The organism is Proteiniborus sp. MB09-C3 (assembly GCF_030263895.1).
Taxonomy (GTDB): domain Bacteria; phylum Bacillota; class Clostridia; order Tissierellales; family Proteiniboraceae; genus Proteiniborus.
In genome coordinates this window covers 3222042-3248835 of sequence record NZ_CP127161.1, presented here as the reverse complement: position 1 = coordinate 3248835, position 26794 = coordinate 3222042, and the positions used below count along the sequence as shown (strand labels likewise).

Annotated in this window: 24 protein-coding genes; 20 read left to right on the top strand and 4 right to left on the bottom strand. The window is 32.2% G+C overall.

Annotated features, from left to right (window positions below):
* Window positions 1–6 precede the first annotated feature (6 nt).
* From QO263_RS16175 to QO263_RS16130, 10 genes are all read left to right on the top strand, one after another.
* Window positions 7–723 (top strand): tryptophan synthase subunit alpha, encoded by a 717-nt coding sequence (locus QO263_RS16175; protein WP_285623613.1) that lies wholly within the window; start codon window positions 7–9, stop codon window positions 721–723.
* A gap of 263 nt (window positions 724–986) precedes the next feature.
* Window positions 987–2843 carry a sigma-54-dependent Fis family transcriptional regulator gene (locus tag QO263_RS16170; RefSeq protein WP_285623611.1) on the top strand — a complete coding sequence of 619 codons (1857 nt, stop codon included), beginning with the start codon at window positions 987–989 and terminating at the stop codon, window positions 2841–2843.
* 198 nt (window positions 2844–3041) lie between these two features.
* Complete coding sequence (locus tag QO263_RS16165; RefSeq protein WP_285623609.1) at window positions 3042–3266, top strand: hypothetical protein; 225 nt, start codon at window positions 3042–3044, stop codon at window positions 3264–3266.
* A 13-nt stretch (window positions 3267–3279) separates the two neighbouring features.
* Window positions 3280–4689 carry an ABC transporter permease gene (locus tag QO263_RS16160; RefSeq protein WP_285623606.1) on the top strand — a complete coding sequence of 470 codons (1410 nt, stop codon included), beginning with the start codon at window positions 3280–3282 and terminating at the stop codon, window positions 4687–4689.
* A gap of 13 nt (window positions 4690–4702) precedes the next feature.
* The gene (locus QO263_RS16155) at window positions 4703–6211 is read left to right on the top strand and encodes an ABC transporter permease (RefSeq protein WP_285623604.1); all 1509 of its coding nucleotides are present in this window, start codon (window positions 4703–4705) and stop codon (window positions 6209–6211) included.
* Window positions 6212–6227: 16 nt separating this feature from the next.
* Window positions 6228–7199, top strand: coding sequence for an ABC transporter ATP-binding protein (locus tag QO263_RS16150; protein ID WP_285623601.1), 972 nt, complete (start codon window positions 6228–6230; stop codon window positions 7197–7199).
* A gap of 2 nt (window positions 7200–7201) precedes the next feature.
* Entirely contained in the window at window positions 7202–8185 is a 984-nt protein-coding gene (locus QO263_RS16145; RefSeq protein WP_285623599.1) for an ABC transporter ATP-binding protein, read from the top strand.
* Window positions 8186–8299: 114 nt separating this feature from the next.
* Window positions 8300–10126, top strand: coding sequence for an ABC transporter substrate-binding protein (locus QO263_RS16140; protein ID WP_285623597.1), 1827 nt, complete (start codon window positions 8300–8302; stop codon window positions 10124–10126).
* Window positions 10127–10264: 138 nt separating this feature from the next.
* Window positions 10265–11305, top strand: a complete 1041-nt coding sequence (locus tag QO263_RS16135) for a PLP-dependent cysteine synthase family protein (protein ID WP_285623595.1) — start codon at window positions 10265–10267, stop codon at window positions 11303–11305.
* A 95-nt stretch (window positions 11306–11400) separates the two neighbouring features.
* Window positions 11401–11529 (top strand): hypothetical protein, encoded by a 129-nt coding sequence (locus QO263_RS16130; protein WP_285623593.1) that lies wholly within the window; start codon window positions 11401–11403, stop codon window positions 11527–11529.
* Window positions 11530–11614: 85 nt separating this feature from the next.
* Here QO263_RS16130 and QO263_RS16125 read toward each other — a convergent pair whose 3' ends face one another.
* Window positions 11615–12205: a DUF1836 domain-containing protein gene (locus QO263_RS16125; protein WP_285623591.1), complete on the bottom strand. Its 591-nt coding sequence runs from the start codon at window positions 12203–12205 to the stop codon at window positions 11615–11617.
* Window positions 12206–12406: 201 nt separating this feature from the next.
* On the opposite strand from QO263_RS16125, the gene QO263_RS16120 reads away from it, so the two are divergent.
* Window positions 12407–13243 (top strand): DegV family protein, encoded by an 837-nt coding sequence (locus QO263_RS16120; protein WP_285623589.1) that lies wholly within the window; start codon window positions 12407–12409, stop codon window positions 13241–13243.
* A gap of 206 nt (window positions 13244–13449) precedes the next feature.
* On the opposite strand, the gene QO263_RS16115 is transcribed toward QO263_RS16120, so the two are convergent.
* Window positions 13450–15552 carry an ATP-dependent helicase gene (locus QO263_RS16115; protein WP_285623587.1) on the bottom strand — a complete coding sequence of 701 codons (2103 nt, stop codon included), beginning with the start codon at window positions 15550–15552 and terminating at the stop codon, window positions 13450–13452.
* A 190-nt stretch (window positions 15553–15742) separates the two neighbouring features.
* On the opposite strand from QO263_RS16115, the gene QO263_RS16110 reads away from it, so the two are divergent.
* A complete protein-coding gene (locus QO263_RS16110; protein WP_285623584.1) occupies window positions 15743–16582 on the top strand; it encodes an alpha/beta hydrolase in 840 nt (279 codons plus the stop codon).
* Between the two features lie 119 nt (window positions 16583–16701).
* Complete coding sequence (locus QO263_RS16105) at window positions 16702–17472, top strand: helix-turn-helix domain-containing protein (RefSeq protein WP_285623582.1); 771 nt, start codon at window positions 16702–16704, stop codon at window positions 17470–17472.
* A gap of 39 nt (window positions 17473–17511) precedes the next feature.
* Here QO263_RS16105 and QO263_RS16100 read toward each other — a convergent pair whose 3' ends face one another.
* A complete protein-coding gene (locus QO263_RS16100; protein WP_285623579.1) occupies window positions 17512–18309 on the bottom strand; it encodes a methyl-accepting chemotaxis protein in 798 nt (265 codons plus the stop codon).
* 258 nt (window positions 18310–18567) lie between these two features.
* Here QO263_RS16100 and QO263_RS16095 point away from each other — a divergent pair, with 258 nt between their 5' ends.
* The 7 genes from QO263_RS16095 (at window position 18568) to QO263_RS16070 (ending at window position 25880) form a co-directional block, all read left to right on the top strand.
* Window positions 18568–20535 carry a hypothetical protein gene (locus QO263_RS16095; RefSeq protein WP_285623576.1) on the top strand — a complete coding sequence of 656 codons (1968 nt, stop codon included), beginning with the start codon at window positions 18568–18570 and terminating at the stop codon, window positions 20533–20535.
* A gap of 1 nt (window position 20536) precedes the next feature.
* Entirely contained in the window at window positions 20537–20983 is a 447-nt protein-coding gene (locus tag QO263_RS16090; protein WP_285623573.1) for a PTS sugar transporter subunit IIA, read from the top strand.
* A gap of 283 nt (window positions 20984–21266) precedes the next feature.
* On the top strand, window positions 21267–21644 hold the full coding sequence (locus QO263_RS16085; RefSeq protein ID WP_285623571.1) for a hypothetical protein: 378 nt from the start codon (window positions 21267–21269) through the stop codon (window positions 21642–21644).
* 163 nt (window positions 21645–21807) lie between these two features.
* Window positions 21808–22248, top strand: coding sequence for a MarR family winged helix-turn-helix transcriptional regulator (locus QO263_RS16080; RefSeq protein WP_285623570.1), 441 nt, complete (start codon window positions 21808–21810; stop codon window positions 22246–22248).
* Window positions 22249–22263: 15 nt separating this feature from the next.
* On the top strand, window positions 22264–24003 hold the full coding sequence (locus QO263_RS16075) for an ABC transporter ATP-binding protein (protein WP_285623569.1): 1740 nt from the start codon (window positions 22264–22266) through the stop codon (window positions 24001–24003).
* A gap of 84 nt (window positions 24004–24087) precedes the next feature.
* Window positions 24088–24201, top strand: coding sequence for an RCKP-type rubredoxin-like domain-containing protein (locus QO263_RS19070; RefSeq protein WP_352168956.1), 114 nt, complete (start codon window positions 24088–24090; stop codon window positions 24199–24201).
* A gap of 371 nt (window positions 24202–24572) precedes the next feature.
* The gene (locus QO263_RS16070; RefSeq protein WP_285623568.1) at window positions 24573–25880 is read left to right on the top strand and encodes a 6-phospho-beta-glucosidase; all 1308 of its coding nucleotides are present in this window, start codon (window positions 24573–24575) and stop codon (window positions 25878–25880) included.
* Between the two features lie 72 nt (window positions 25881–25952).
* Here the strand turns inward: QO263_RS16070 and QO263_RS16065 are convergent, their stop codons facing one another.
* Window positions 25953–26792, bottom strand: a complete 840-nt coding sequence (locus QO263_RS16065; protein WP_285623566.1) for an ABC transporter permease — start codon at window positions 26790–26792, stop codon at window positions 25953–25955.
* Window positions 26793–26794: the final 2 nt, after the last annotated feature.

The window sequence follows — 26794 nt, the reverse complement described above, 5'->3', positions numbered from 1 at the left end:
GAAGACATGAAACTGATTTGTTATTTATCAAATGGATATCCAACTATAGAAAGCAGCATTGAGATGGCTAAAATATATACTGAGGCTGGATGTGATGTTATTGAAGTCGATTTTCCATCACATGATCCATATCTAGAGGGAGAATTCATAGCCGGCAGAATGAAAGAGGCTTTAAATAACTGCGATGATTATGCCAAATATATGGATGGAATTATAAAGATAAAAAAGGAAAATCCTAATACACAGATGCTGCTTTTAGCTTATGGAAATACTATAGAAAGAATTGGCGTAGATAAATTTATAAAATTTTGTTTAGATAATGATATCAAAGACCTTATTTTTGTAGGAGAAAACACTGAGCTTATAAATAAGCTAATTGACAATGACTTGAAAATATCCTGCTACGTTCAATTCCATATGCCTGAAGAAGAAGTTAAAGCAGCCATAGAGTCTAATGGTTTCGTATATATGCAGGCAAAACCTATGTCAAATAATATTAATGATAAGTATCCTACATTGAAGGATTGTATTGCTCACTTAAAAGCTCTAGGCATAGATAGAGAAATTTACTGTGGAGTAGGCATTAGAGATGCTGAAGACATAAGGATGGCGAAGGCTGCCAATGCAGATGGAGTATTTGTTGGAAGTACAATATTGAAGCTTCATAATGACATACCAAAATTAAAATCCACAATTTTAGATTTGAAAAATGCAACAAAATAACTAATAGAACAAGAGAGCTTTTTCTCTTGTTCTATTTTATTATTACTATATCTATTACGTATTTCTAAGTAGAAAACATCAAGTATATGATTATTATACTGTATAGATATAATAAACTGAGAGAAAAAGAGAACGATTTTTTTGGTATATTAACACGAATAATGACGTATATGTGTACAATATGAACAAAATGGGTTATAATAGTTATTATTATTATTGATTATATTCATGAGTTACAAGAGTTGATAAAAGGAGGCAGTTTAATGGGGGATGAAAAAACTGGTATCCAAGAATACTATGAATTATCACAAAAAGTTGCTGAAGCTATAGAAGCTGTTCTTGGCATCGATGTAACAATAATGAATGAATCTATGGAACGTGTAGCAGGGACAGGTATTTATAAAACCTTAGTCAATGATCAGATTGAGAAAAATTCTGCCTTTGACAGATGTCTGTCTACTGGTAAATCTCAGGTTATAACTGACAGATGTCCGGAAAGTTCATTGTGCTGTGGCTGCTCAAGGATTTTAACCTGTGTCGAACATGCTGCAATTTGCGTTCCCATTAGGCAAGGAGAGAAAGTTATTGGTGTACTAGGTATCATTGCTTTTAATGAAGAACAAAAAAAACAGATTATTAAAAATGCAGATATTTATTTAAACTATCTGGAAAAGATGGCTCTTCTTCTCGAGGGAAAATATTCAGAATTCCAAGTTAACATGGAAAAAAAGATATTGTCAGATAGAATGAAGGGGATACTAGATACCATTAATTCAGGAGTTGTAATCTATGATGGAAAGGGTAAGGTTTTATACAAGAATAATTCTTTAGTTAGGATTTTAAACGAAATGGGCATAGAGGACATTGATTGTTTTGTGAAGGAGATTAGGAAAAACCAGCTTCTTCAAAGTCTTTTAGATAATGATGAATGTACCCGCCCCTGTGAAATAGCAATAGATATTCTTGGCGTAAAGTATAGCCTTCTTGTAACCATCACTTGCTTGAATACTGATAGTCTTTCTAATGAAGTTATGTTGACTATCCAAAACATAAACTATTTTAAAAAGCAGGTAATGCAGTCTATTGAAAAGAACCAGCTTAGACTTCAATTTGATAATATCTTAGGCATATCAGATGGTATTCTTGAAGTAAAAAAACTTGCAGAGAAAGCAGCTTTATCTGATTCTAATGTATTGATACTAGGTGAAAGCGGAACAGGAAAAGAACTTTTTGCTAGAGCAATACATAATTGCAGTGATAGAAAAGAACATGCCTTTGTTCCTATTAACTGTGGTGCGATACCAGATGAATTATTTGAAAGCGAACTTTTTGGCTATGAAAAAGGTGCTTTCACTGGAGCCTATGCAAATAAGATTGGAAAATTTGAAATAGCTGATAAGGGGACTGTTTTTTTAGATGAAATCAGTGAAATGCCATATAGGCTACAGGTAAAATTACTGAGAATCCTACAAGAAAAAGAAGTATCTAGGATTGGAAGCAATAAGATACAAAAAATTGATATCAAGATAATAGCAGCTACAAATGTTGACTTGCAGAAGCGAGTTAGAGAAGGCTTATTTAGGGAGGATTTATACTATAGACTTAACGTTATACCAATAAACATTCCTCCATTAAGAAAACGTAAAGAGGATATTGTATTTATTACCAATCATTTTATAAAATATTATGCTGAAATCCTAAAAAAGGACATGAGGTGTATAAGCAATGAAGCCATGTCTCTGCTTTTGAAGTATCCTTGGCCAGGAAATGTACGGGAGCTTCAGAACCTCATAGAATATGCAGTCAATTTCGAGACAGGAAAAATGATTCGTAGTGAATTAATTGAGAAAAGACTTCTATCTAATCAGGATAAGAGTAATCTATCAGATCGCTTTGATGGTAAATCTCTTGGTGCTTCAATAAAAGAGCTAGAAAAAGAGCTTATCAGTAACTGTATAAATAAATACTCATTTTTTAACAGTAGAGATTATATGGTACAGCAGGTGTGTAACGAATTAGAAATAGGAAGAGCTACTTTTTATAGAAAAATAAAAGAACTAGACATTTGTCTCAACAATGAGACTTGTCTCAATAATGAGAATCGGGAGTTGGATGTCTAAAAAACGTAACATAGGTAGAAACAGATTTTATTTAGTCTCATTGTTGAGACTTTGTGATTATAAAACATGACCAAATCCCTATATTAATATGGCATGACTATTGCATTATTTAAACAAGACACATAATTAAACTACGGGAGGAATGTCATGAAAAAAATAATTGTTTTTGGAAGTAAGCATTGACCAGGCTGTGCTCCAATGAAAGAGTTTCTTTCGAGCGAAAATATTCGGTTTTTATATCTAGATATTACCGAAAATATGTTGAATTTAAAAAACTTCCTAAAGTATAGGGACAAAGCACCTGAATTTGATGAAATTAGGAAGGCTGGCAGAGTAGGTCTGCCTTGTATTGTAATAAATAATGGTGAAGAAATTATTTTTGATAAGTCATTATTAAATCTTGAGGAATTAAGAATGGAATAAGGAGGTAAACAAGTTGATTAAAAAACTCGGATTGACATTTGAGAAAATGTATAAACGTCCTTTTTACAGAGTCTTGGTATTCATATTTGGAATTCTTTCTCTTCCGTTTGTTTTTATCAAGCATATGAAAAACAAACAAAATAATGATTATTCTAAGTTAAGAGGAAGTATTTATGAGAGGCTTGAAAAAGATGGCGTTAAAGATGAAATATATAATAATGCTAAAGAACAACTTAAGAACAAACAGTCATTTTTCAAGAAAGAATTAAGCGCAGAAGAATTTGAACGTCAAGTCAAGGATATTACAAATAAGCAGTTTAATGAAATTATTGATAATGAATTAAATATAGTATCTAGACAGAACCAAGTAAGTGATGTTACTTTTTGCAATACTTTTATAGAGATGTTTAGTAATAAATTATTTCTTGCTGCTTCAATAATTCTTTCTTTTCCAATGTATATATTGATTTTGATTTTTAGCAATCCTTATTCAAAATATATTGTTGAAAGACTTTTTATGATGGTATTTGTAATATTTGGTGTTACTTGGTTGGTGTTTACAATAATGTACTTATCACCAATGGATCCTGCTACTAACATATTAGGACAAACAGCAACACCAGATCAAGTTGCGCAGTTCAATAGCATTTATGGATTAGATCAGCCTTACCATATTCAGCTTTTGAACACTTTTAAAAATTTATTTTCATTTGATTTAGGGAAATCCTACGTAGGAAATGAGGATGTATTGTCAGCAATATTAAGAAAATTCCCTATAACATTACAGTTGACATTTGCATCTCTTTTAGTTGCAATTTTAATTGCAATACCTTCGGGAATTATTTCTGCAATAAAACAATATTCTTCATTTGACTATATGTTTATGCTGTTCGCTTTGTTAGGATTATCCATACCAAATTTCTGGTTGGGATTAATTTTAATATTGAATTTTTCAATTAAATTGAAATGGCTACCAGCCACATTTGTTGTAGGAAATTGGAAAACGCTTATTATGCCAAGTATTGTTTTAGGTACAGGTCTAGCTGCCAGCGTAGCTAGGATGACCAGATCTTCTATGCTAGAGGTAAAAAATATGGATTATATTACAACAGCTCGTGCAAAAGGACTAAATGAAAAAAAGGTCATTACAAAGCATATTCTTGGCAATGCTATGATACCTATAGTTACAGTTATAGGATTACAATTTGGTGGTATGCTTGGAGGAGCTGCTGTTACAGAGAAAGTATTTAACATCAATGGTATTGGTAGCTTCATAGTAGACAAGCAGTTTATTCCTGACATACCTATTGTTTTAGCAGGTGTAGTATATGTTGCAGTAATCATAAGTTTAGCTAATCTAATAGTTGATATTATGTATTCATTTTTGGATCCAAGAATTAAATCCAAAATGAAATCCTATTAAGGAGAGTATGGCTATGGTAAATAAACAATATCAGAAAAGAATTGAACATAGGAAATTAAATAGTTTTCAAGAGTATAAAACTTCCACACTTGCGTGGGGAGCATCCTTATTGTTATTTTTAGTTATTTTTCTTTCAAGCATAGATATAGCAAGCGGTGAGATAAATTATCTATCTATGGCTGTATCTGCTGTGTTTTTGGCATCTGGTATCATCCAATATCTAGTCACTTTGAAAGTCAAGAAAGAGATATTGAAATATGATGATATTAAACGCTCAACAAGAATAATAGGATATTTTCTTATCCCATTTGCAGTGACAGGAAACTTTTTCATGGCAATAGCTGGATTTACATTGATTAAGAAGGAAAAAACTATTGAGTACACTCTTTGCATATACTCTATATTGACTTCTTTTACAATTATGCTTATTTCGGCATTGAATTTATTCAAAGAATATGTATCTAACACATTTATGTTAGGTATGGGTGTACTGCTTGGTATTACTTTATTTTATGTATTCACCATGCTTATGGTATCAAAGTATGTTAATGGAAAACATGTTGATAAAAAACTGATACCTGTTGCAATACCTCTTATTCTTAGTATTTTCATTGGTAATGTATTTGCATTTATTTTAGGATTGATAATTATAAGTAAAGTAAGACATAAAGATGAGGAAATATCTATTGAATGGATTGATGTTCTAAGAAGATTATTCAGAAACTATATGTCAGTCTTAGGAATGTTTGTAGTGACACTGCTTATTTCATTATCTATCTGTAGCTACCTAACATTTGATTATTCTATTGCAATAGATAATAATTATTCAGCTATACTTTTATCGCCTTCTCTAGAGTATCCTTTTGGTACAGATAATTACGGCAGATGTGTGTTTACAAGAATTGTATTTGGTGCTAGGATTTCTTTAGTTGTAGGTCTGATTTCTACATTAGTACCTATTGTCATTGGTGGTATTTTAGGAGCAGTGTCAGGTTATTATGGAAAGAGAGTAGACAACATCATTATGAGACTGCTGGATGTGCTTTATGCTGTTCCAGGAATGCTATTGGCAATTGCCATAGTAGCTGCTTTTGGAGCTAATACGATGAATTTGATTTTGGCACTAAGTATTGGTTCTATACCTATGTACGCGAGAACTGTGAGGGCAACAGTTATGAGTATTGCCAACCAAGAGTTTGTAGAGGCAGCGAAAGCCTGTGGAGCAAAAGACTTTACCATAATATTCAAGCATATTTTACCGAACTCTATGGCACCTATTATCGTAAGAGCAACCTTAGGGATAGGAGGAGCCGTACTATCTACTAGTTCTTTGAGCTATCTAGGGTTAGGAGTTGAGCCACATATTCCAGAGTGGGGAAATATTCTTAAGATAGGAAGTGCTTATCTTGAGACAAGCCCATATTTGGCTATTTTCCCAGGGCTAGCAATTATACTAATTGTTTTGGCTTTTAACTACTTTGGTGACGGTCTTAGAGATGCTTTAGATCCTAAGTTAAAGTAAGGAAGGAGGTTATATTTTGGATAATAATATATTAGAAATTAAAAATCTTCATGTTCATTATATTACAGAAGATGAAACAGTTAAGGCAGTGAATGGTGTGAACCTATCCTTAAAGCAAGGAGAAAGCTTAGGTCTAGTAGGTGAAACAGGTGCTGGTAAAACTACTACAGCATTATCTATAATGCAATTGGTGCCATATCCTCCTGGTGTAATCACAGATGGTGAAATATTATTCGAAGGTAAAAACCTTATTTACAATACAGATAAAGAAAATCAGCAAATGAGAGGGTATGGTATCTCTATGATATTTCAGGATCCTATGACTTCTCTAAATCCAATAATGACTATCGGAGAACAACTGGTAGAGGTTGTTTTAGCCCATAAAAAGGTTAGTAAAGAAGAGGCAAAAAAACAGGTAATAGAGCTATTAAAGATTGTAGGCGTTAAAGAAGATAGATTTAATGATTATCCTCACCAGTTTTCAGGTGGTATGAAGCAAAGAGTAGTTATTACCATGGCACTTTTATGTAATCCAAAGTTATTGATTGCAGATGAGCCTACTACAGCTTTAGATGTGACTATACAAGCTCAGGTTCTAGATATTATTCATGACCTGCAACGAAAGTATAATATGTCTATGATTCTAATAACTCATGATTTAGGTGTTGTTGCTGAAACCTGTGATAAGGTTGCTATTATGTATGCTGGTGAAATAGTAGAGACAGGTACTATAGAAGAGGTATATACAAATGCTAAGCATCCTTATACTAGAGGTTTATTCGAATCAATACCAAAGCTAGATGAAGATAGTGAGAAGTTGATACCTATTCCTGGTAGCACTCCTAATGCTGCAGCATTGCCAACAGGATGTTATTTCCATCCGAGATGTAAGCATAGACAGGAAATTTGCGAGAAGGTTTCGCCACCTGTTAAAGGACAGTCACATTTATATAAATGTCATTTTTCATTATTTGAAAAGGAGCAATAAATATGAGGCCTTTGTTGGAAGTCAAAAACTTAAAAAAATATTTTAGTGTACCTAATGGACATTTACATGCAGTTGATAATGTTAGCTTAGCAATCAAAGAAGGGGAGACCTTAGGCATTGTTGGAGAATCAGGATGTGGTAAAAGTACTCTAGGAAGAGTTATCCTTCGTTTACACGAGCCTACCTCTGGAAATGTTATATATGATGGAATGGATATTACAACATTTAATAAAGAGGAAATGCGTCAGATGAGAAAGCATATGCAGATTATCTTCCAAGATCCTTATGCCTCTCTAAATCCGAGGTTTACAATATCGCAGATTATTGAGGAGCCTTTGAAGCTGCACAATATGTATAAAAATGACAAGGAAAGAAAAGAACGAGTTGAGGGTCTTATGGAATATGTAGGTTTGTCTAAGCGTGCTTATAACCTGTATCCACATGAATTTGATGGTGGAAGACGTCAGCGTGTTGTTATAGCAAGAGCACTATCCATAGGTCCAAAGTTTATTGTTTGTGATGAGCCTGTAAGTGCGTTAGATGTTTCTGTGCAAGCACAAATATTAAATCTAATGATGGAACTTCAAGAGAAATTTGGACTTACTTACATTTTTATATCTCATGATTTATCAGTTGTTAAGCATATCTCCGATAATATCGGTGTTATGTACCTAGGACAGCTTATAGAAAAAGCTCCTAAGAAGGATATATTTAAGCAGCCTCTACATCCGTATACTATTGCCTTACTATCAGCTATACCTTCTACTAATATTAAGGTTAAGAAAAAGAAGATTATTCTTAAAGGGGAGATAGTATCACCTATTAATCCTAAGCCTGGATGTAGATTTTCTGTTAGATGTCCATTTGCAACAGAGCAATGTGCTCAAGAAAATCCACCATTTATGGAGGTCGAAGAGGAGCATTTTGTAGCTTGCTTCAGATATAAAGAGATTCAGAATGGGACACTACACTATGATACCAAATAATAAATAATTTTAATTATTAATTCCTGTTAAGGGAGGTGGTATCAACATCATAAAATGCTAGACAACTTTAGTTTTGTACCAACTTATAAAATATAACAAAGGAGAGATTTTAAAATGAAAAAAACAGTAGCTTTATTTCTAGTTGCAGTATTGATGCTAGGAGTACTATCAGGTTGTAATGTAAAGACAAAAGACCAAGCAAATGACGGCAATGCAGATAACTCTGCTGCAAATGGACAACCAGTTGACATTACAATACTATCTATGAGCTCTAATGAAAAGGATGTTAATATAGTAAGAGACCAGCTTTCTAAGGCAGGCTTTAATGTTAAGCTAAATATACAACCAGACTATGGTAGCTTTACTGGTCAAAAAGATGCAGGTAACTATGACCTAGCAATATCAGGCTGGACTACAGTCACAGGAAACCCTGACTATGCTGTAAGATCTATATTTACAACAGGTGGAGATTATAACGATTATGGTCTATCAGATCCAGATCTTGACAGACTTGTAGATGAGGCTGCTACTCAAACACCTGAAGAATATGTTAAGACTTATAAAGAGCTTGAAAAAATACTTGTAGAAGATAATGCTTACATTATTCCTCTATATTCAAATTACAAGAGCCAAGCTATAAACCAAGAAGTGTTAAAGCTAGATAGCGTTAGATTAAGCAAATCTCGTTCACTACCATGGGAAGAGCTTGATTTTATTGATGAGTCAAAAAGAACAACAGAACCATTTTTATTTAGCCAAACTATGCCTTCACTTACTTCTTTAGACCCTATAAAAGGTAATGATGGTTCTATCAATATCATTAATACTAACCAATATGTTAGATTAGTTAACCTTACAGATGACGACGAAGTAACTTCAGAAGGTTCTTTATCTTATAATCATGCTATAGGAGAAGGTAATCAAGAGTATTACTTTATTTTAAGAGATGACGTAAGATTTGCTAAAGTAGTAGATAAAAAAGCAGTTGATTCTGGTGAACTTGTAGCTGCAGAAGATGTTGTTTTCTCAATGAACAGAGCAAAAGATAAAGACTCAGTTCCTGATCACAGAACATACAGCTTACACTCAAGCATGGATAAAATTGAAATAGTTACTGATATTGAAGAATTAGAAACTAAAAAAGCATCTGGTAAAGATATAACTATAAAGGAAGCTTTAGAAAAAGATTTACAAAACCCAATCAAAGAAATTGTAGCTGATAAAAAGGATGTTAAAAATGCAGATGGAAAGTATCAAGTAGTTAAAGTAACTACTAACAAACCATTCCCACAAGTATTGAACTACCTAGCACATCAATCAGCAGGTATTGTTTCTAAAGCTCAAGTAGAAGCTATAAATACTTATGATGTAGCTACTTATGATAGAAACAAGGATATAGCTTATGGTGACCAAACTACTATAACTGAAGGTGCAACATATAACAATACTTTAGCTACTAGTGGACCATATATTGCTGTTTACAAGAATGACTATGAAGTAGTATTTGAAAAGAACCCTGGATATATGCAAGGAACAAAGCATGAACCTAAGATATCAAAAGTAGTTGTTAAATTCATTAAAGATGCTGACAGTTCACTTTCAGCATTTAGAAGTGGAGAAGTTCATGTATTATACAGTGTTCCTGAAGATAAATATTCATTAATAGAAAATGATCCTAAATTCTTCCTTCAAAAGAGACCTAGTAATGGAGTTTCTTATGCATTCTTTAACTTGAAAGGAAGCAGCAAATTCTCTGATGCTAACTTAAGAAAAGCAGTTCTATACAGCATCAATCAAGATGAATTTTTAGCTGTATATAACAACTTAAAGATTAAAGCTTATTCTACAGTTTCTACATTGGTAGATACTGGTAATATCCACAATGCAGATCCTGCAAAAGCAAAAGAATTCTTAAACAAATACTGGGAAAGCCAAAAGTAGGAGATAATTAAATATATAGAACAAGAAGACATGGAACAAAGTTTCCTGTCTTCTGTTCTTTATATTATTAGAATAAGGTATACAGATACTAGGACAAGGGTTATAATTAAGGTGAATATAAAAGGGGAGGCAGGGTATATGTGTTCTGAATGCTTAAACAGCCAAATTGATAATTTATCTGGGATGGTTGGAAACACTCCTTTACTGGAAATCAAACTAAAGTATAAAAATGAAGAACGTACAATTTATGCCAAAGCTGAGCATTATAATTTAACAGGTAGCATTAAAGACAGAATGGCTTTACACATTTTAAAAAAATCTTATGAGCTTGGCAGATTGAAGCCAGAAGATACAATAGTCGAAGCAACTAGCGGAAATACAGGTATTGCTTTTTCTGCAATAGGTAGGGCGTTAGGGCATAGGGTAACTATTTTTATGCCTGATTGGATGAGTCAAGAAAGAATAAATCTAATGAAAAGCTATGGAGCTGATGTTCAATTAGTTAGCAAAGAAGAAGGCGGTTTTTTAGGCAGTATTGATAAAGCAGATGAGCTTGCTGAAAAAAATGCAAACGTTTTCTTACCTCATCAATTTTCAAATACAGATAATTGCGAGGCTCATTATAGAACAACTGGACCAGAAATATGGCACCAGCTTCAAGAGATTGGCATCAAGCCAGATGGAATGGTAGCAGGAGTAGGAACAGGTGGTACTATTATGGGAGCTGGTGGATATCTAAAAGAAAAAAATCCAGATATTAAGCTTTTTCCATTAGAGCCAGCTAATTCACCTACGTTATCTACTGGTCATCAAGTAGGTAAGCATAGAATACAAGGTATATCAGATGAATTCATTCCTTCTATAGTAAAGCTAGAGAAGTTAGATGATATAATCCATGTTGATGATGGAGATTCAATTATTATGGCTCAAAAGCTAGCTGCTAGACTAGGATTAGGAGTAGGAATTTCTTCTGGGGCTAATTTACTAGGAGCCATTATTGCGCAAAACAAGCTAGGAAAGGACAGTGTAATAGTTACTGTCTTCTCTGATGATAATAAAAAGTACTTAAGCACTGATTTAATGAGAGAAGAGCCTGTTAAAGAAGGCTTCCTTTCTCCGGATATAGAGCTATTAAGTGTAAAGGCTCATAAACGTGTATGTACTACATGCCGTGATTAATAGAAAAATAATATTTAAATAATTTTTAGACCATACATAATATTACATTCTATGGATAAAATATTATCGAATCACTATAAGAAAGGAGTTTATGTATGGCTAAAAACAGAAACAATAATAACAACAAAGACAAAAACAATAATCAAAACAATTCAAACAGAAATGAAAACAAGAACAACAAGGATAATAACAACAAAGACAGCAGAGATAACAGAGACAGATAGTTTTTTAAGCTATTATGCACCTATTCTAGTGCACAATTATAGAAAGCCACATGTAAATGTGGCTTTTTATAATAATGCTCTTGACTTACTTTGGCTGATTAAAATAGGTATCAATTATTTTCTCTGCAAGCCTTTTTTGAGAATATGCTTGTGTAATTAATGAAAGAACTAATAAAAGAAGTTCAAGTTTAGGATACTCTTCTTTATTTCTTTCTAATAATTTCTCTTTAATGCTTGAAAATCTATTTTCGAAGTCTTCATGGAAGCTACTTAGTTCCTCTTTTTTTATTTCAATGAAAGCAGAATATATTTCTTCTAGAGAAATATTATCATTTGCTATAATTTCTTTAGTCAGCGGCATGAGTAAGGATTTAATATCATTTATAGATAATATTTGTTTTAGATTATATATTAGTATAAGTAAAATCATGTGGTCCTTACCATATTTTTTGCTCTTAGGTGGTATAATAATTTTATCTTTAGTATAATTATTTATCATGGTCTTAGTCAGTATAGAATCCTTCTCATCTCTTTTTAAATGACCAAGCCTATCATCAAAAAAGGTAGTGACCTGATCCATGTAGAGGTCTATGCAGGGAATGTCTCTTATATCAATTTCATTAAACAAAGATATTTCTTCTACAAGCTCATGTAGCTTTTCTTCTGGTACTTTCATATCATCACCTCGGTTAGTTATAACATAACATAAAATAAAAATGAAAACAATAAATAAATTATTGTAATTTTTAAATAAATGGTGATATAATAGTATGTAGTAATGAAAACTACTTCATGTTTTTTCTACAAAAAACTTGTTTATTTTCTTATAAAGTGTAATAATTAATAAAACATATCAAAATACTGAGGGGGAAGCTTTATGAAATTTAAGATTATTGCTGATAGCTGTTGTGATTTTAATGAAGAATTACGGGAATCTGTAAATATTAATCTAGTTCCATTAACTATACACATAGGTGATAGGGTATATGTAGATGATATGAATTTAGATAAAAAAGAACTGTTAAGGGTAATGAGCGCTTCTGAAACTGCTCCTCAGACTGCAAGCCCTTCTCCAGGAGATTTTATTAGAGAATATGAAGATGGAGAAAATGTATTTGTAGTCACTTTATCTTCTATGCTAAGCAGTACTCATAATCATGCCATGATGGCAAAGAAAATAGTCTTGGAGGACTTACCAAATAAATTTATTCATGTTTTTGATTCCCTCAGTGCATCTGTTGGAGAGACTTTAGTAAGTCTAAAGATACTAGAAACTTTAAAAAATGAACAGGACCCTCCTAAAATAGTTGAAAGAGTAAACGAATATATAAAAAGTATGAAGACCTTTTTTGTTCTAGAATCTCTTGAGAATTTAATTAAGTCAGGAAGAATAAGCTCGCTAAAGGGAAAATTAGCTTCACTTCTTTCAATAAAGCCAATTATGAGAGGAACTGAAAATGGTGAAATTGCTTTAGTGGAAAATGTAAGAGGCTCTAAGAAAGCTTTAAAAAGGCTAGTAGATGTAATAGGAGAGCAGGGAGAAAAGCTTGAAGATAGGATTTTAGGCATAGCTCACTGTAATTGTTTGGAAAAGGCTATGAAATTCAAGGAAGAGGTTCAGCAAAGATATAACTTTAAGGATATTATAATAGTAGAAACAGCAGGGATCAGTACAGTATATGCAAATGATGGAGGTCTAATCATAGCATTCTAACCTATAGATTCTTCGCTAATTGCTCAATATGACAGCTAATGTACAGCAACATTAGGCTATATGGAAATTGTCGCACTGAGCATAGCGAAGGTTCTCATGGTTGAAAATGCTTTCTAGACGGCTTAATCCTACTGCACGAGGACATTCCCATGCTTTTGGGTGTGTCCCCTACACATGGTGCGTTTTTATACATATGATGTATTCCCTTACCTAACTATCTTCAACAAATCATTCTTCAAACAGCTGCTTAAAGACATTTTCTTCAAACCATTATTGTCAAATAATATCTCTATCTTATCCTTATTTAGATTTTGTACTCTGCCTTTACCAAACCTAGTATGTACTACTTGTGCTCCTGATTTGATGCTGTTTTTAGTTTGACTTTCCTGAAGGGTTAGCATTATATCCTGAAGCTCTTTTACAAACCTAGAGCTTTCGGTTTTTTCATTATTTACTGAGTCCATTGTAATAATATCTAGGTGAGTCTTTGCTCTTGTCATGCCTACATAAAAAAGCCTTCTTTCTTCCTCCATAGGTTTAAAGTTTCCATCACTATAAGCTTCTATAGTAGAAGATGAAGGAAATTCACCATCAACTAGATCAATCATATATACCTCTTCAAATTCTAATCCCTTTGCAGAATGTATAGTGGATAGATGTATTGCATTTTTACCTTTATTGTACTTAGAATCCTCAATGCATTTTTGCAGTCTATTAAGCTTTTCTAGAAACTCTGGAATATTTCTAGTCTCCATAGCTATAATTTTTATATTTGATATTATAGATTTTATCCCTTCAAAAGAATATCCAAGGCTTTTGCAGTTATCCTTTAAATAGCTGGCATATTCCAGCTCCTTTTCTATGAATGAAATCCCATCTGTTGGACTTTTTTTTGATAATTGTTTAAATTCTCTATTAAGTTTCCTGATGTTTTCAAGCTGGAAGTATTGAAAGCCCGGAAACTCAAGAAGTAAATCAAAAACTGATTCAGAGTTTTTGGCATTTAAAACGAAATTCATAGCATTTTTGGATATGTATCTATTCATTTTAAAGTATATTTTTTCAAAGGAGGCCTTATCCTTAGGATTTAATGCAACATTGAAAAAGGCTACTACATCCTTTAATACCCAATGATTAAAAAAGTTCATTTTTGAATCCCTTACATAAAAGGGAATATTATGTCTAGTGAAGCTTTCTACAATACCTATTAAAGAAAGATTGTTTCTATACAGAATAGCTGCATTATAATAGCATTGTTTTTTTATAAGATTATCAATTATATATTTATATTGCTGGCATTGATCCTTTACCTTTACTATAGTTATTGGTCGGTTATTTGGATTTGAAGTAGATAGATTTTTCGAGTATCTGCTTACATTTTTTTTAATAAACTCATTACAAATATATACAATATTATTTGAAGAACGATAATTTTTCTCCATGTAAAACATTTCAGCAGCAGGATATACTTTATTAAAGTTTAATAATTCTTCTGGTACAGCTCCCCTGAATCCATATATGCTTTGATCATCATCTGCTACTATAAATAGATTGTTACTCGGCCTTGAGATAGCCTTTATAATCTCATTTTGAATTTTAGAAGTATCCTGTCCCTCGTCTACCTGTATATAATTAAATCTATTTCTATATTTATTTAATATGTTAGGATTAGAATTAAAGATATCATAAGCTAAGGTTAGCATATCATCAAAATCTATAAAATTATTTTCTTTTTTTATGCTTTCATACATATTGTATATATGATTAAATCCATTGAGTGAGCTGTTATTGAGCTTCATATAATCGTCAACATCCAACATCATATTTTTGATATAGCTTATGCTACTTTGAAGCTCCTCTAATTTATCATCATTAATGAATGCATTATTAATTTTTCGATATATATCTCTTAGCATCGCTGTTTTATTTGCTGAGGAGCTGTCTCCTTCTATTAAAGTATAAGAAATCTTAGCTGAATTTGCATAATCCCTTACTACTGAATATGCAAAGCTATGTATAGTTGAAAATATAGTTCTACTTCCAACATTATGTCCAAATATTGATGAAAATCTATCCTTCATATCTCTTGCCGCTGCTTTGCTAAAAGTAATAGACAATATATTTTCAGGCCTTATATTGTGATTTAATATCATATGGGCTGTACGTGATATTAGCACTGTAGTTTTCCCAGCTCCGGGCACTGCTAACACTATTGCAGGTCCGTCTTTATGCAATACAGCCATTTTTTGCTGCTCATTTAAGTTAATTCTATATTTCATCTTCAGAAAATCAAAAAATTCATTACCCAATGGTTATACTCCTCTCAATTCTTTGTAGCTTACTATATTTTATCACATTTAATCGGAAAACTAATTAAAAATGTAGTACAATAATAGTAACAATATATAAATGTGTTGGAGGCTTAGAGAGAATTTCTATTATTTTTAGCTAAAGACAATTTTATCTACATATCAGATAATATTAAGGAGGGGTATTATCATGCATAAAGAGGCTTATGTTAAATCCTATGATGGACTAGAGCTATACTCAGTAAAGGATGTACCAGAGAAAGCAAAAGGAATTGTTGTAGTAGTCCACGGATTTGCAGAACATTTGGGAAGATATGAATATCTGACAAAAAGGTTAAATGACCAAGGTTACGGAGTTTATAGATTTGATAATAGGGGACATGGAAAAACTAAGGGTGAAAGGGGTCATATCAAGAAATTTGAAGATTTCTTGTATGATGCTGATACTATTGTAGAGATGGCAAAAGAAGAGAATAACTCTCTTCCTATTTACATGCTTGGGCATAGTATGGGGGGATTTATCACTGCATCCTATGGTGTAAAATATAGAGACAAGCTTAAGGGGCAGATTTTTTCGGGAGCCGCCACAGCCACATCATCTCAAGTCAAGGGAATAAAGGGACATATGTTTAAGGCATTAAATAAAATTGCACCTAAAATTAGAATTAAAAATCCTATCTCAAAAACACTATGTAAAAATCAAGATGTTGTGGAAGATTATTTGAAAGATGAGTTGAATTTAAAGGAGGCCACTCTTAACTTTTATGTCGAGTTCTTAGTAAAAGGCGTAAAATGGCTAAATAGTCATATTGACCAATATGATTATCCTTGCTTAATCTTACATGGTGGAGATGACAAAATAGTTCCGAAGGAAGCTTCCGAAAATTTTTATAGTAGAATACAGTCAAAGGATAAGAAAATAATATTATATGAAGGCCTCTATCATGAAATAATGAATGAAAAAACAAGGGATCAGGTAATGGACGATATATGCATTTGGCTAGATGCTAATGATAAAAAAGCTAATTAAACAGCATAAAAAACGAATTTCACATTAAATTACGTAGTATATCGACAAAATAAGACTATTTTTTTATATTCATTGTGTTAAAATTTTATTAAACATGAAAATTCAAGGAGTGATGTAGAGTGAATGAGCTAGATATTTTAAGCCCTGGACAACGCTTAAAGGAAATCAGAAAGAAGATGAAGCTGAGGCAGGGTGAAATTGCAGGCGAGAAGTTTTCTAAGAACTACATCTCTATGTTTGAAAATAATAAAAGATCTATTAATGCTATTAATGCTACTTATTTATCAAGTAGAATTAATGAGTATGCTAAAATAAAGGGGTATGATATAAACATAAATGCTTCTTATTTCTTGAAAAGCGATGTAGACTTAGCTAGGGATAAATGTGAGAAATGGTTGGAGGAGACGGAAGTTAACTTAAAAACCAGTGAGAATGAATGTATATTAAATCTTTCTAAGACAATTCATATATCTTCAAAATATGGATTGAATGGTTATAGAGCAAAGGCACTTTATTTAAAGGGCATAATATCTCTGCATAATGAAAGATATCAGTGCGCTATGACACAGCTATTAGGTGCTTTGGTTTACTATGCAAAGGAAAACGATTTCGTATATGTAAGTGATATTTATGAAAAAATTGGAATTATACTATATAATAAAAGAGAGCTACGTCAGGCTCTTGTATATTTTAATTTATCCTATGAAATTACTAGAAACATAAAAGTACTTGATAGGTCAAAGCTTGAGGAACTAAATTATTACATAGCATTATGCTATTATGAGATGGAACAGTATGTTATGGCACAAAAAATGTTGGGGCTAATTGAGACCAATAGCAATAAAATTTCAGAATTAGCCAATAGAATAAATAGTGTACTTGCTGTTTAGTGAGCTAATAAATAAAAGAGAAAGTAAAGACTTTCTCTTTTATTTATTAGATGCTACCTCGTCTAGTCTATCCATAGCAGCACTGACTAATCTAGATGAATCTATTTGTGCTACAGATAAATCTTTAAGCTTATCGATTTCAAAATTGATTTTATGAATTTCCTCAGATATTTTACCAAGAAGCTGGCTAATTTCTGAAGCAAACTTTTCGCTATTACTTGCCAATACCTGCACCTCTTTAGCTACTACTGAAAAACCTTTTCCATGTTCTCCAGCCCTTGCAGCTTCTATATTTGCATTTAAGCCTAATATTTTAGTTTGATTAGCTATCTTGTTTACATATTTAATTACTTTATCACTTTCTTCAATATATTTATTTGAAGCATTAGTAGAAACAAAAAGATTATCGCTTACAGTATGAATTTCATCTATAGAGCCATAGATGGATTGTAAATTTTCTTGTATAGAGACAGAAGTTTGGTTAATGGCTTCAATTTGCTTATTCATTTTTTCTAAGGTACTCATATTTCCTTCAACTAAGGTAGATACTAATAAAGCAGCATGAGAATCAATTATCTTGTATCTATTATCGAATTTTTCTATTAAAATATGAGCAACCTTTTTAGTTCCAGTTGCTTCTATTATCATATCTACAGGCACACTTGCTATATCATCAATAGATGAAGAATATTTAATTTTTAGTTCTTTTGCTAAAGCTATTCCAGGAGCTGCTAGATCTAAGTCTACAACTATGGTAATATTTATACCATCTATTGCAGTCAAAGACTTAATGAGATTCGTTCCTCCATGACCTGCTCCTACTATTGCAATATTCATAAAGACACCCCTTTCTACAGTTATTTACCAATATTCGACAGAGAGGGAGAAAATCCTTCTAATATTAAGTAAATAGTATTATTATTTAATAGTTGCGTAATAATCATAATATACAATAATATATATTTAACGATTGGAGAAGACATATATATGGGGTGATATATTGATATATGTGGGAATAGTCTTTATTTTGCTAGGGTTATACAGTGTCTTTGGAGATATCTTTGAAATTATTTAATATATTAAAAGGGTGTAAATATGAGAAGAAGAAAAATGATATTATTTATAGCAGTTATAATTATCTTTTCAATTTTTTTATTGCCTAGCTATGGCCTAGCTATTAATCAAAAAGCATTAATCATAGTATTGGATGAACTAGATTTAAGCATAGCAGAAAAAATTATTAATGACGATGTTTCACTAGGTCTCATGAGTACAAAAACAGCTGAGCTATATAAGGAAAGCAGCAAAGAAAGCTTTTTTATGACTATGGCTGCGGGAAGAAGACTAAAGCTTAAAATGGGATTATATGAAGGAATTCAAAGAACAGATACAGATTCAATTAGGATTTTGGGTTATGAAAATGTGATTAAAGATTTTAGACATAAGTATCCATCTTTTTCCCGGGAAATTAGTTTGTTAGGTGACAGTTTAAGGAAAAATGGAATAAGGACAGGCTTTTTGGGGAGAGGACATTCGTCATTATTAATAGCAGATAAAGATGGAAAAATTGACAAAGGTATAGACAGTATTAGCTATAATGATAAATGGCTTAAAGAAAAGACTGATGAGTTATTCAGATATGTGGATGTATTAGTTGTTTCTTATGAAATAGATGGACAACAGGAAAGAATTAAAATATTGAAAAGATATATTGACAATTTTAGCAGTATTCATCTATATGTTTTTCCTGAAAATATTAATGGAGATATATCCTATAGATGGAATAGTACTCTTGTTCCCCTAATATATCGAAGTAGTGGAGAAGGGGTAGGGACATTAACTAGTAAAACAACAAGAAGAGACGGACTAGTAGCTAATTTGGATATAAAAACAGATATAGAGGCGAAATATGATATTAGTAAAGGTACTAATATAGGCAACAGATTAGAAGTTATCAGAAGTAAAGATATTATTGAAGAAAGTAAAAATGACCTACTTGAATTTTTGAACTTAAATATAATTAAATATGTTTTTCATGGATATGTGATTATTGGTCAGCTTTATGTTTTGTACAACTACGTTTTCATGAAAAAAAGGAATATTCATCAATATGAGTTCATAATGACAAGTATAATTTTAAGCATTTTTTTATCCTTGATTTATGGGGTTTTTAATTTCCATAGGCATATTGTGACCTATTGTATTTTTATAATCATTACTTCCTTAGTCATATCAAAAATCTTGATTGAGAGAGGAATTAATTCTATTAATGTGATATCTATAATTACTAATATATTGATTTTAATAGGTGTCTATTTTAATTTAAATATGATATATGATTCTTTTATAGGATATAACAATATAGTCGCAGCAGGAAGATTTTATGGACTTAATAATGATATAATGGGAGTACTAATTGTGACATCTATTATTACCTTTTATAAATTGAAAGGATGGCTATCTAACTATGTGCCATCCTCCTTAGCATTATTATATTTTGGGGTAGTGATAATTGCATTATCAGGAAGGCATGGTGCCAATGTAGGCGGGTATATAACCTCAATTATATTATTTTTAATATTGATATATTCAACTTTATTTGGTCGCAATAAAGATAAAAAAGGTATGTTATTTTTAATAGGTATTGGAATTATTATTTTTGGAGTAAATTTGTACATTGACATTAATAGCGCAAATACTAGTCATGCAGGGAGTCTTATTGAAAGAATTAAATTCTTTGGCTTCAATGAACTTATGTATATTTTAACTGTTAAGCTAAAGCAGCTTTTGATTATATCAATATTGCCTCCTTGGAGTATAATTATTTTGTTTCAAATACTTTTTCTTAGAAGGTTTTATAAGGATGAAAAGAAGTTTATTAAGCATATTACTGAAATTGACATTGAATCCTTTGAAAAATATTGTATAATGTTTATAGTATCAATTATTGCATTTATTATTAATGATACTGGAGCAGTAGCATTTTCATATATAAACACATACTTAATTGCATCTCTTTTCAATGCATATAAATTAGAATTATTGCTGGATGGTGATGGTTAAATTGTTAATTGATTTAATTACTGAAAGCTCTATTGAGTTGGCGGTTAATGCTGAGGACTGGGAGGAGGCTGTCCGGAAGGGTGGGGAACTCCTTGAAAGAAGCGGGGCAGTAGAGAATAGATATATAGATGCAATGATAAATATGGTCAAAGAAATAGGCCCTTATGTCGTAATATCTAAAGGAATGGCCTTCCCACATGCAAGACCAGAAGATGGTGTATTGAGGACAGGAATGAGTCTTATTACATTAAAAGAAGCTGTTAAATTTGGCGATGAAGAGTATGATCCAATTAAACTAATAATATCATTTTGTTCTACAGACTCTGAGGGGCATTTGAATGCACTATCTGAACTAGTAGATTTTTTAAGAGATGAGGAAGCTATAAAGAATGTGATAAATGCAAAATGTAAAAGTGAAGTCATTAAAATAATGAAGAAGGTTGTGTAACAGGATAATATAAAAATTATCCTGTTTTTTTATGACCTAACCCGATTGTTTCGAAGGCTTTTATCGAAAGAATCGATGGTAGGTCAAACGCAATGAGAACCAAATTTATGCGAGCGATAGCGAGCAGATAAATTTGTGTTTCGAAACTGCGGAAAATGACCTAACCCGATTGTTTCGAAGGCTTTTATCAGAAAATTGCTAGAAATCTTTTTTTATGTAGCAAAAAAAATATGGTTACATAAAATATAGTGCAAAGAGCATGAAATAAGGAGGTATAATTAGGATGGATGATATGGATAGATATCTCAATGGTGAAGATATGAATCATATGTTTCCTGAGCTTTACCATAAATTACAACCTAGAATTCATGAGTGTATATCAAGACATACTAGAGAAAAAGGAGAAGAATGGGAACCTTCTAAAAGAGAATTAGAGAGTATGACTGATGAAATATATGAAAAAATGATGAGAGAGTATCCTGAGATAGACCAAGACTTAGATGAAAGAAAACGTGGTATGGGTATGGAAATAGATATCATGCAAAGACCTTTCTTTGGCAGGAGAAGGATATTTAGAGACCTCATCGGAATTACACTGTTAGGTACCTTCTTACACAGAAGGAGAAGACGAAGAAGAAGAAGGGACCGTGATTTTTACTAACATTATGAAATATAGTATCTATGCTTATATTATTCTAAATTTAAAGGGGTGGATTTTTTCCATCCTTTTATTATTTATTAGACATTGACAGTGAATAGTAAATAACTTATAATATTTAGTGTACCAAAAATATCGTATTACGATATAAAAAGGGAGAAATAATGTGAATATCTCAGAAAAAACAGAGGAAATAGTCAGAAATGTAAGGCTAATAAACAAAATAATACATATGAAACGCCATGAAATAGCTCAGGGGAACAATCTAACTCTAGATCAGTTCCACACCTTAATCTATCTTAAGAACACTGCCAATCCTCCAACTATAGGAGAGATGGCTGTGGAGACTAAAAAGGCGCAAAACACAATATCAGAGAGAATTTCTAGGCTAGAAGAAAAGGGTTATGTTGAGAGGATTAAAGACAAAAATGATAGGAGAGTAAGTAGAGTAATTTTAACAGGCGCTGGTGCAGAGCTGATAAACTCAATAAATTATCAAGCTAGCAATGAACTTATAAGAAAAGCTTTGATTGATATTGAAGCTGACGTTGTAGATAAAATGCTATATGGATTAGATGAATTAGCTAAGCGCTTAGAAGAAAAATAAAGGAGGATGAGTACATTGATAAAAAAATTTATTTCATACTATAGGCCACATTGGAAGCTATTTTTATTAGATATGGCCTGTGCACTTTTAATAGCGGCCTTAGATTTAGTTTTTCCTATAGTAACTAGAAATGTTATAAACAATATAATTCCGGAAGGAAGAATCCGAACTCTTTTCATAATTACTGGTGTGTTGGTTGTACTTTATATAGTCAGATATATTGCCAACTACATAGTGGATTATTATGGCCATGTTGTTGGGACAAGAATGGAATTTGATATGAGGAAGGATATATTCACTCATATTCAGTCTTTATCATTTAGCTATTTTGACAATACGAAAACTGGGCACATAATGTCAAGGATAGTAAATGATCTTAGAGAGATCACGGAGTTAGCACATCACGGACCTGAAGATCTTTTCATATCCTTTGTGATGCTAATAGGCTCTTTTGTTATTCTTATTAGAATAGAGTGGAGGCTAACACTAATAATATTTGCATTTATTCCAATTATGATTTGGTTTGCAATCTCTAAAAGAGCTAAGCTGGAAAACGCCTTTAAAGCTCAAAGAGTAAAGATTGCTAAGGTTAATGCACAGCTTGAAAATAGTATATCAGGTATAAGAGTAGCAAAATCTTTTACAAATGAAGAGCATGAAATAGAAAAGTTCCATGTAGGAAACAGTGAATTTAAGGAATCTAGAGAAACATCATTTAAAACAATGGCAGAATTTACAGCAGGAATACAGTTCTTCTCAAATATTTTAAACCTTATAGTAATAAGTCTAGGTGGATATTTTGCTTATGCAGAGCTTATAAATATGGGCGATTTGTTTGCTTTCTTATTATATGTAACCTTCTTTCTTCAACCAATTAGAAGGCTTGCCCAATTTATTCAGCAATATCAGGATGGAATGACTGGCTTTGAGCGTTTCGTAGAAATAATGAATATAGAGCCTGACATTTCAGATAGTGAAAATGCAATTGATCTTGAAAATGTAAAAGGGAGCATAGAGCTTAGAGATGTTACATTTAGCTATCAGGATAACAATAAAACCGTGCTAGCAGGATTAAACTATACAATAGAGGCAGGAGAAACTCTTGCATTAGTAGGGCCTTCTGGTGGTGGAAAAACTACATTATGTCATTTAATACCTAGATTTTATGAATTAGATGATGGAGATATATTAATTGATGGAATTAGCATAAAAGACATCAAATTAAAATCCTTGAGACAAAACATAGGCTTAGTGCAACAGGATGTATTTTTATTTACAGGCACTATTAAAGAAAATATATTATATGGAAGTCTAGATGCCACAGATGAAGAGGTAATAGAAGCTGCTAAAAATGCTAATATACACGATTTTATTATGACTTTGCCAGATAAATATAATACCTATATTGGAGAAAAAGGAGTAAAGCTTTCTGGTGGACAAAAGCAGAGAATATCTATTGCTAGGGTTTTCTTAAAAAATCCTCCGATTTTGATTCTTGATGAGGCTACATCTGCTCTTGACAATGAAACCGAAATAGCCATACAAGAATCCTTAGAGAGATTGTCAAAGGGTAGAACTACATTAGTAATTGCTCATAGACTTTCAACTATAAGAAATGCCGATGAAATAGTTGTACTTACTGATAAGGGAATAGAGGAAAAAGGAAGACATGAAGATTTATTAGATAGCAATGGAATTTATGCTAAGCTTTATAAGGCTCAGTTTAGAGGATATATACCTGATGGAGCAGCTTAAAAAAATTATATTATTTTGCATTTAATAGCAGGAAAATAATTTTTTACGTCAAATATAATCTTAAAACATATGGAGGTGAACTAAATGGCAGTTTGGAAGTGTACTGTATGTGGAGAAACGAAGGAAGGCAGATGCAGACCAAAGAAATGCCCAAAATGTGGTGCTCCAAAAGAAAAATTTGAAAAAGAAGAACAATAGAGAAGATAGAATATTCTATCTTCTTTTTTATGACCTAACCCGATTTTCTGAATGTTTCTGTCAGAAAATCGATGGTAGGTCAAACGCAATGAGAACCAAATTTGCACGACCGAAGGGAGTGAACAAATTTGTGCTTCGAAACTGCGGAGAATGACCTAACCCGATTTTTTCGAAACCACTGAATTACTTTTTGTAAATTATACTGATAATATGAAAATAATGTCGATAGAAAAATCATTAATTATACAAAAAAGTTAAAATCTAGCCTTAGGAGGTTATATAATATAATTAGTATATAAATTGTTCGTAATGAAAATTACATACAGGAAAGTAATGCACAGAGTGACAGAAAAATAAAGGGGGAATAGGTAATGAAGGGTCTAAAAATTGCTGTTATTGGTGGGGGAAGCAGCTATACTCCAGAGCTAATTGATGGATTTATTAAAAGAGTAGAGGAATTACCTGTAAAAGAACTATGCCTTGTAGATATAGAAGAAGGGAGAAGCAAATTAGAAATAGTAGGCAATTTAGCTAAACGAATGGTAAAGAAAGCAGGGCTAGATATACAAATAAAGCTTACCTTAAACAGAAAAGAGGCTATAAAAGATGCTGATTTCGTATTAACTCAGCTACGTGTAGGTGGATTGGCAGCAAGAGCAAGAGACGAGCATATACCATTGAAGTATAATGTGCTGGGGCAAGAAACTACTGGTGCTGGCGGATTTGCAAAGGCAATGAGGACTATTCCAGTTATTTTAGATATATGTAGGGATATAGAAACACTTTCACCTAATGCATGGCTCATTAACTTTACTAATCCTGCTGGTCTTATAACAGAAACCATACTTAAATATGCAAATGTAAAAGCCATTGGACTATGTAATGTACCAATACATATGGTAAAAAATACAGCCGAGCTATTAGAAGTAGACAGCAGCAGATTGCAAATTGAATTTGCAGGATTGAATCATTTAGTTTGGGGAAGGAAGGTATATCTGGATGGAAAGGACATCACTGACAAAGTAATAAATATGCTTTGTGATGGAGCCTCATTAACTATGAAGAATATTACTGACCTAAATTGGGATAAAGATTATTTAAGAGCACTATCCATGATTCCATGTCCATACCATAGATATTTTTATATGACAGATGAAATGATTGATGATATGAAAACAGCACTAGCAACAGGAGAAGGCACTAGAGCAGATCAGGTTCAGAAGGTTGAAAAGGAGCTTTTTGAAATATATGCAGATGAGTCATTAGATATCAAGCCTCCTCAGCTAGAAAAAAGAGGAGGAGCCTATTATTCAGATGCAGCAGTATCACTAATAAGTGCAATATATAACAATAAAAAAGAGATTCATACAGTAAATGTGAGGAATAACGGAGCGATCTTAAACCAGCCTGAGGATGTTGTTGTAGAGGTGAATGCGGTTATAGACAGCAATGGAGCACATCCTATAGCTGTTGGAAAACTCCCACCTGAGATTTCTGGGCTCATCAGCAGTGTGAAGGCCTATGAATTGCTGTCAGTAGAGGCAGGAGTTACAGGAGATTACAATACAGCATTAAAAGCTTTGATTGCTCATCCATTAGTTCCATCTGTTAAGACTGCAAAATTAATATTAGATGACATTATTAGAGAGAATAGAGGGTATCTTCCTCAATTTGAGTAAATATATACTAAACTAATAAAGGTAGTATTTAGATAAAAAGCATAGAAGAAGCAGGGGGTAACTCCGCTTCTTCTAATGAAAACCTATATTTCCAATTGTTTTACAATGTTTTTCTACTTTTTTCAAAATATAATGACCAAGTATTAGTCCTACTACCATAAAGCCTATTAGTATGAGTTGTTCCATGTGAATAGGAAGCAGTGTATTTGTTCCTAACATTATTCCTCTTATTGCATCATATCCATAAGTCAAAGGAAGTGAAAGGGATAATGCTAGGATGAACCTTGGAAGTACTATTATAGGAAAGTCGCTTCCACATATAGTGTTAAGAATAAAGTTACTTATATCTATAATATTATTAGCGTTATTAGTGATTAGAACTAAAGAGGCTATTCCAAATCCCAGACCGTAAAGAGCTATTAATAGAGGAATAAGAGTGATTATAGCAGGAAGTATTCCACTAGCAACTATATTAAATCCAAATAATAGCCACACAAGAAAAGCTACTGATAGAGAATTCAATGTAGTAATAAAAAGAGAAAACAAAGACCTGCCTATGAGCTGTACCCATAATGGTACTGGTGTCAGCCAATTTGACTCTATAACACCTGAATCCATTTCATTTTTAAGTGAAAATCCCATGCCCCATAACACAGCACTAACAAAACTGCTAACAATACTACCTAGTATTAGAAATGCCATGTAGTCAGTAGTACCGGTATACTGTGCAAAGCCTACATTTTCCCCAGCTATCTGAAATGATTTAGCTAAAAAGTATACTGGAGTTATCCACATTATTGGTTCTACAATTCTAAACAGTGCATTTACAGGATATCTAAAGAATACTTTAATATCTTTTCTAGTAATAGCTAATATAGCCAAAATATAATTTCTAAATCTATTTGTATCCATAA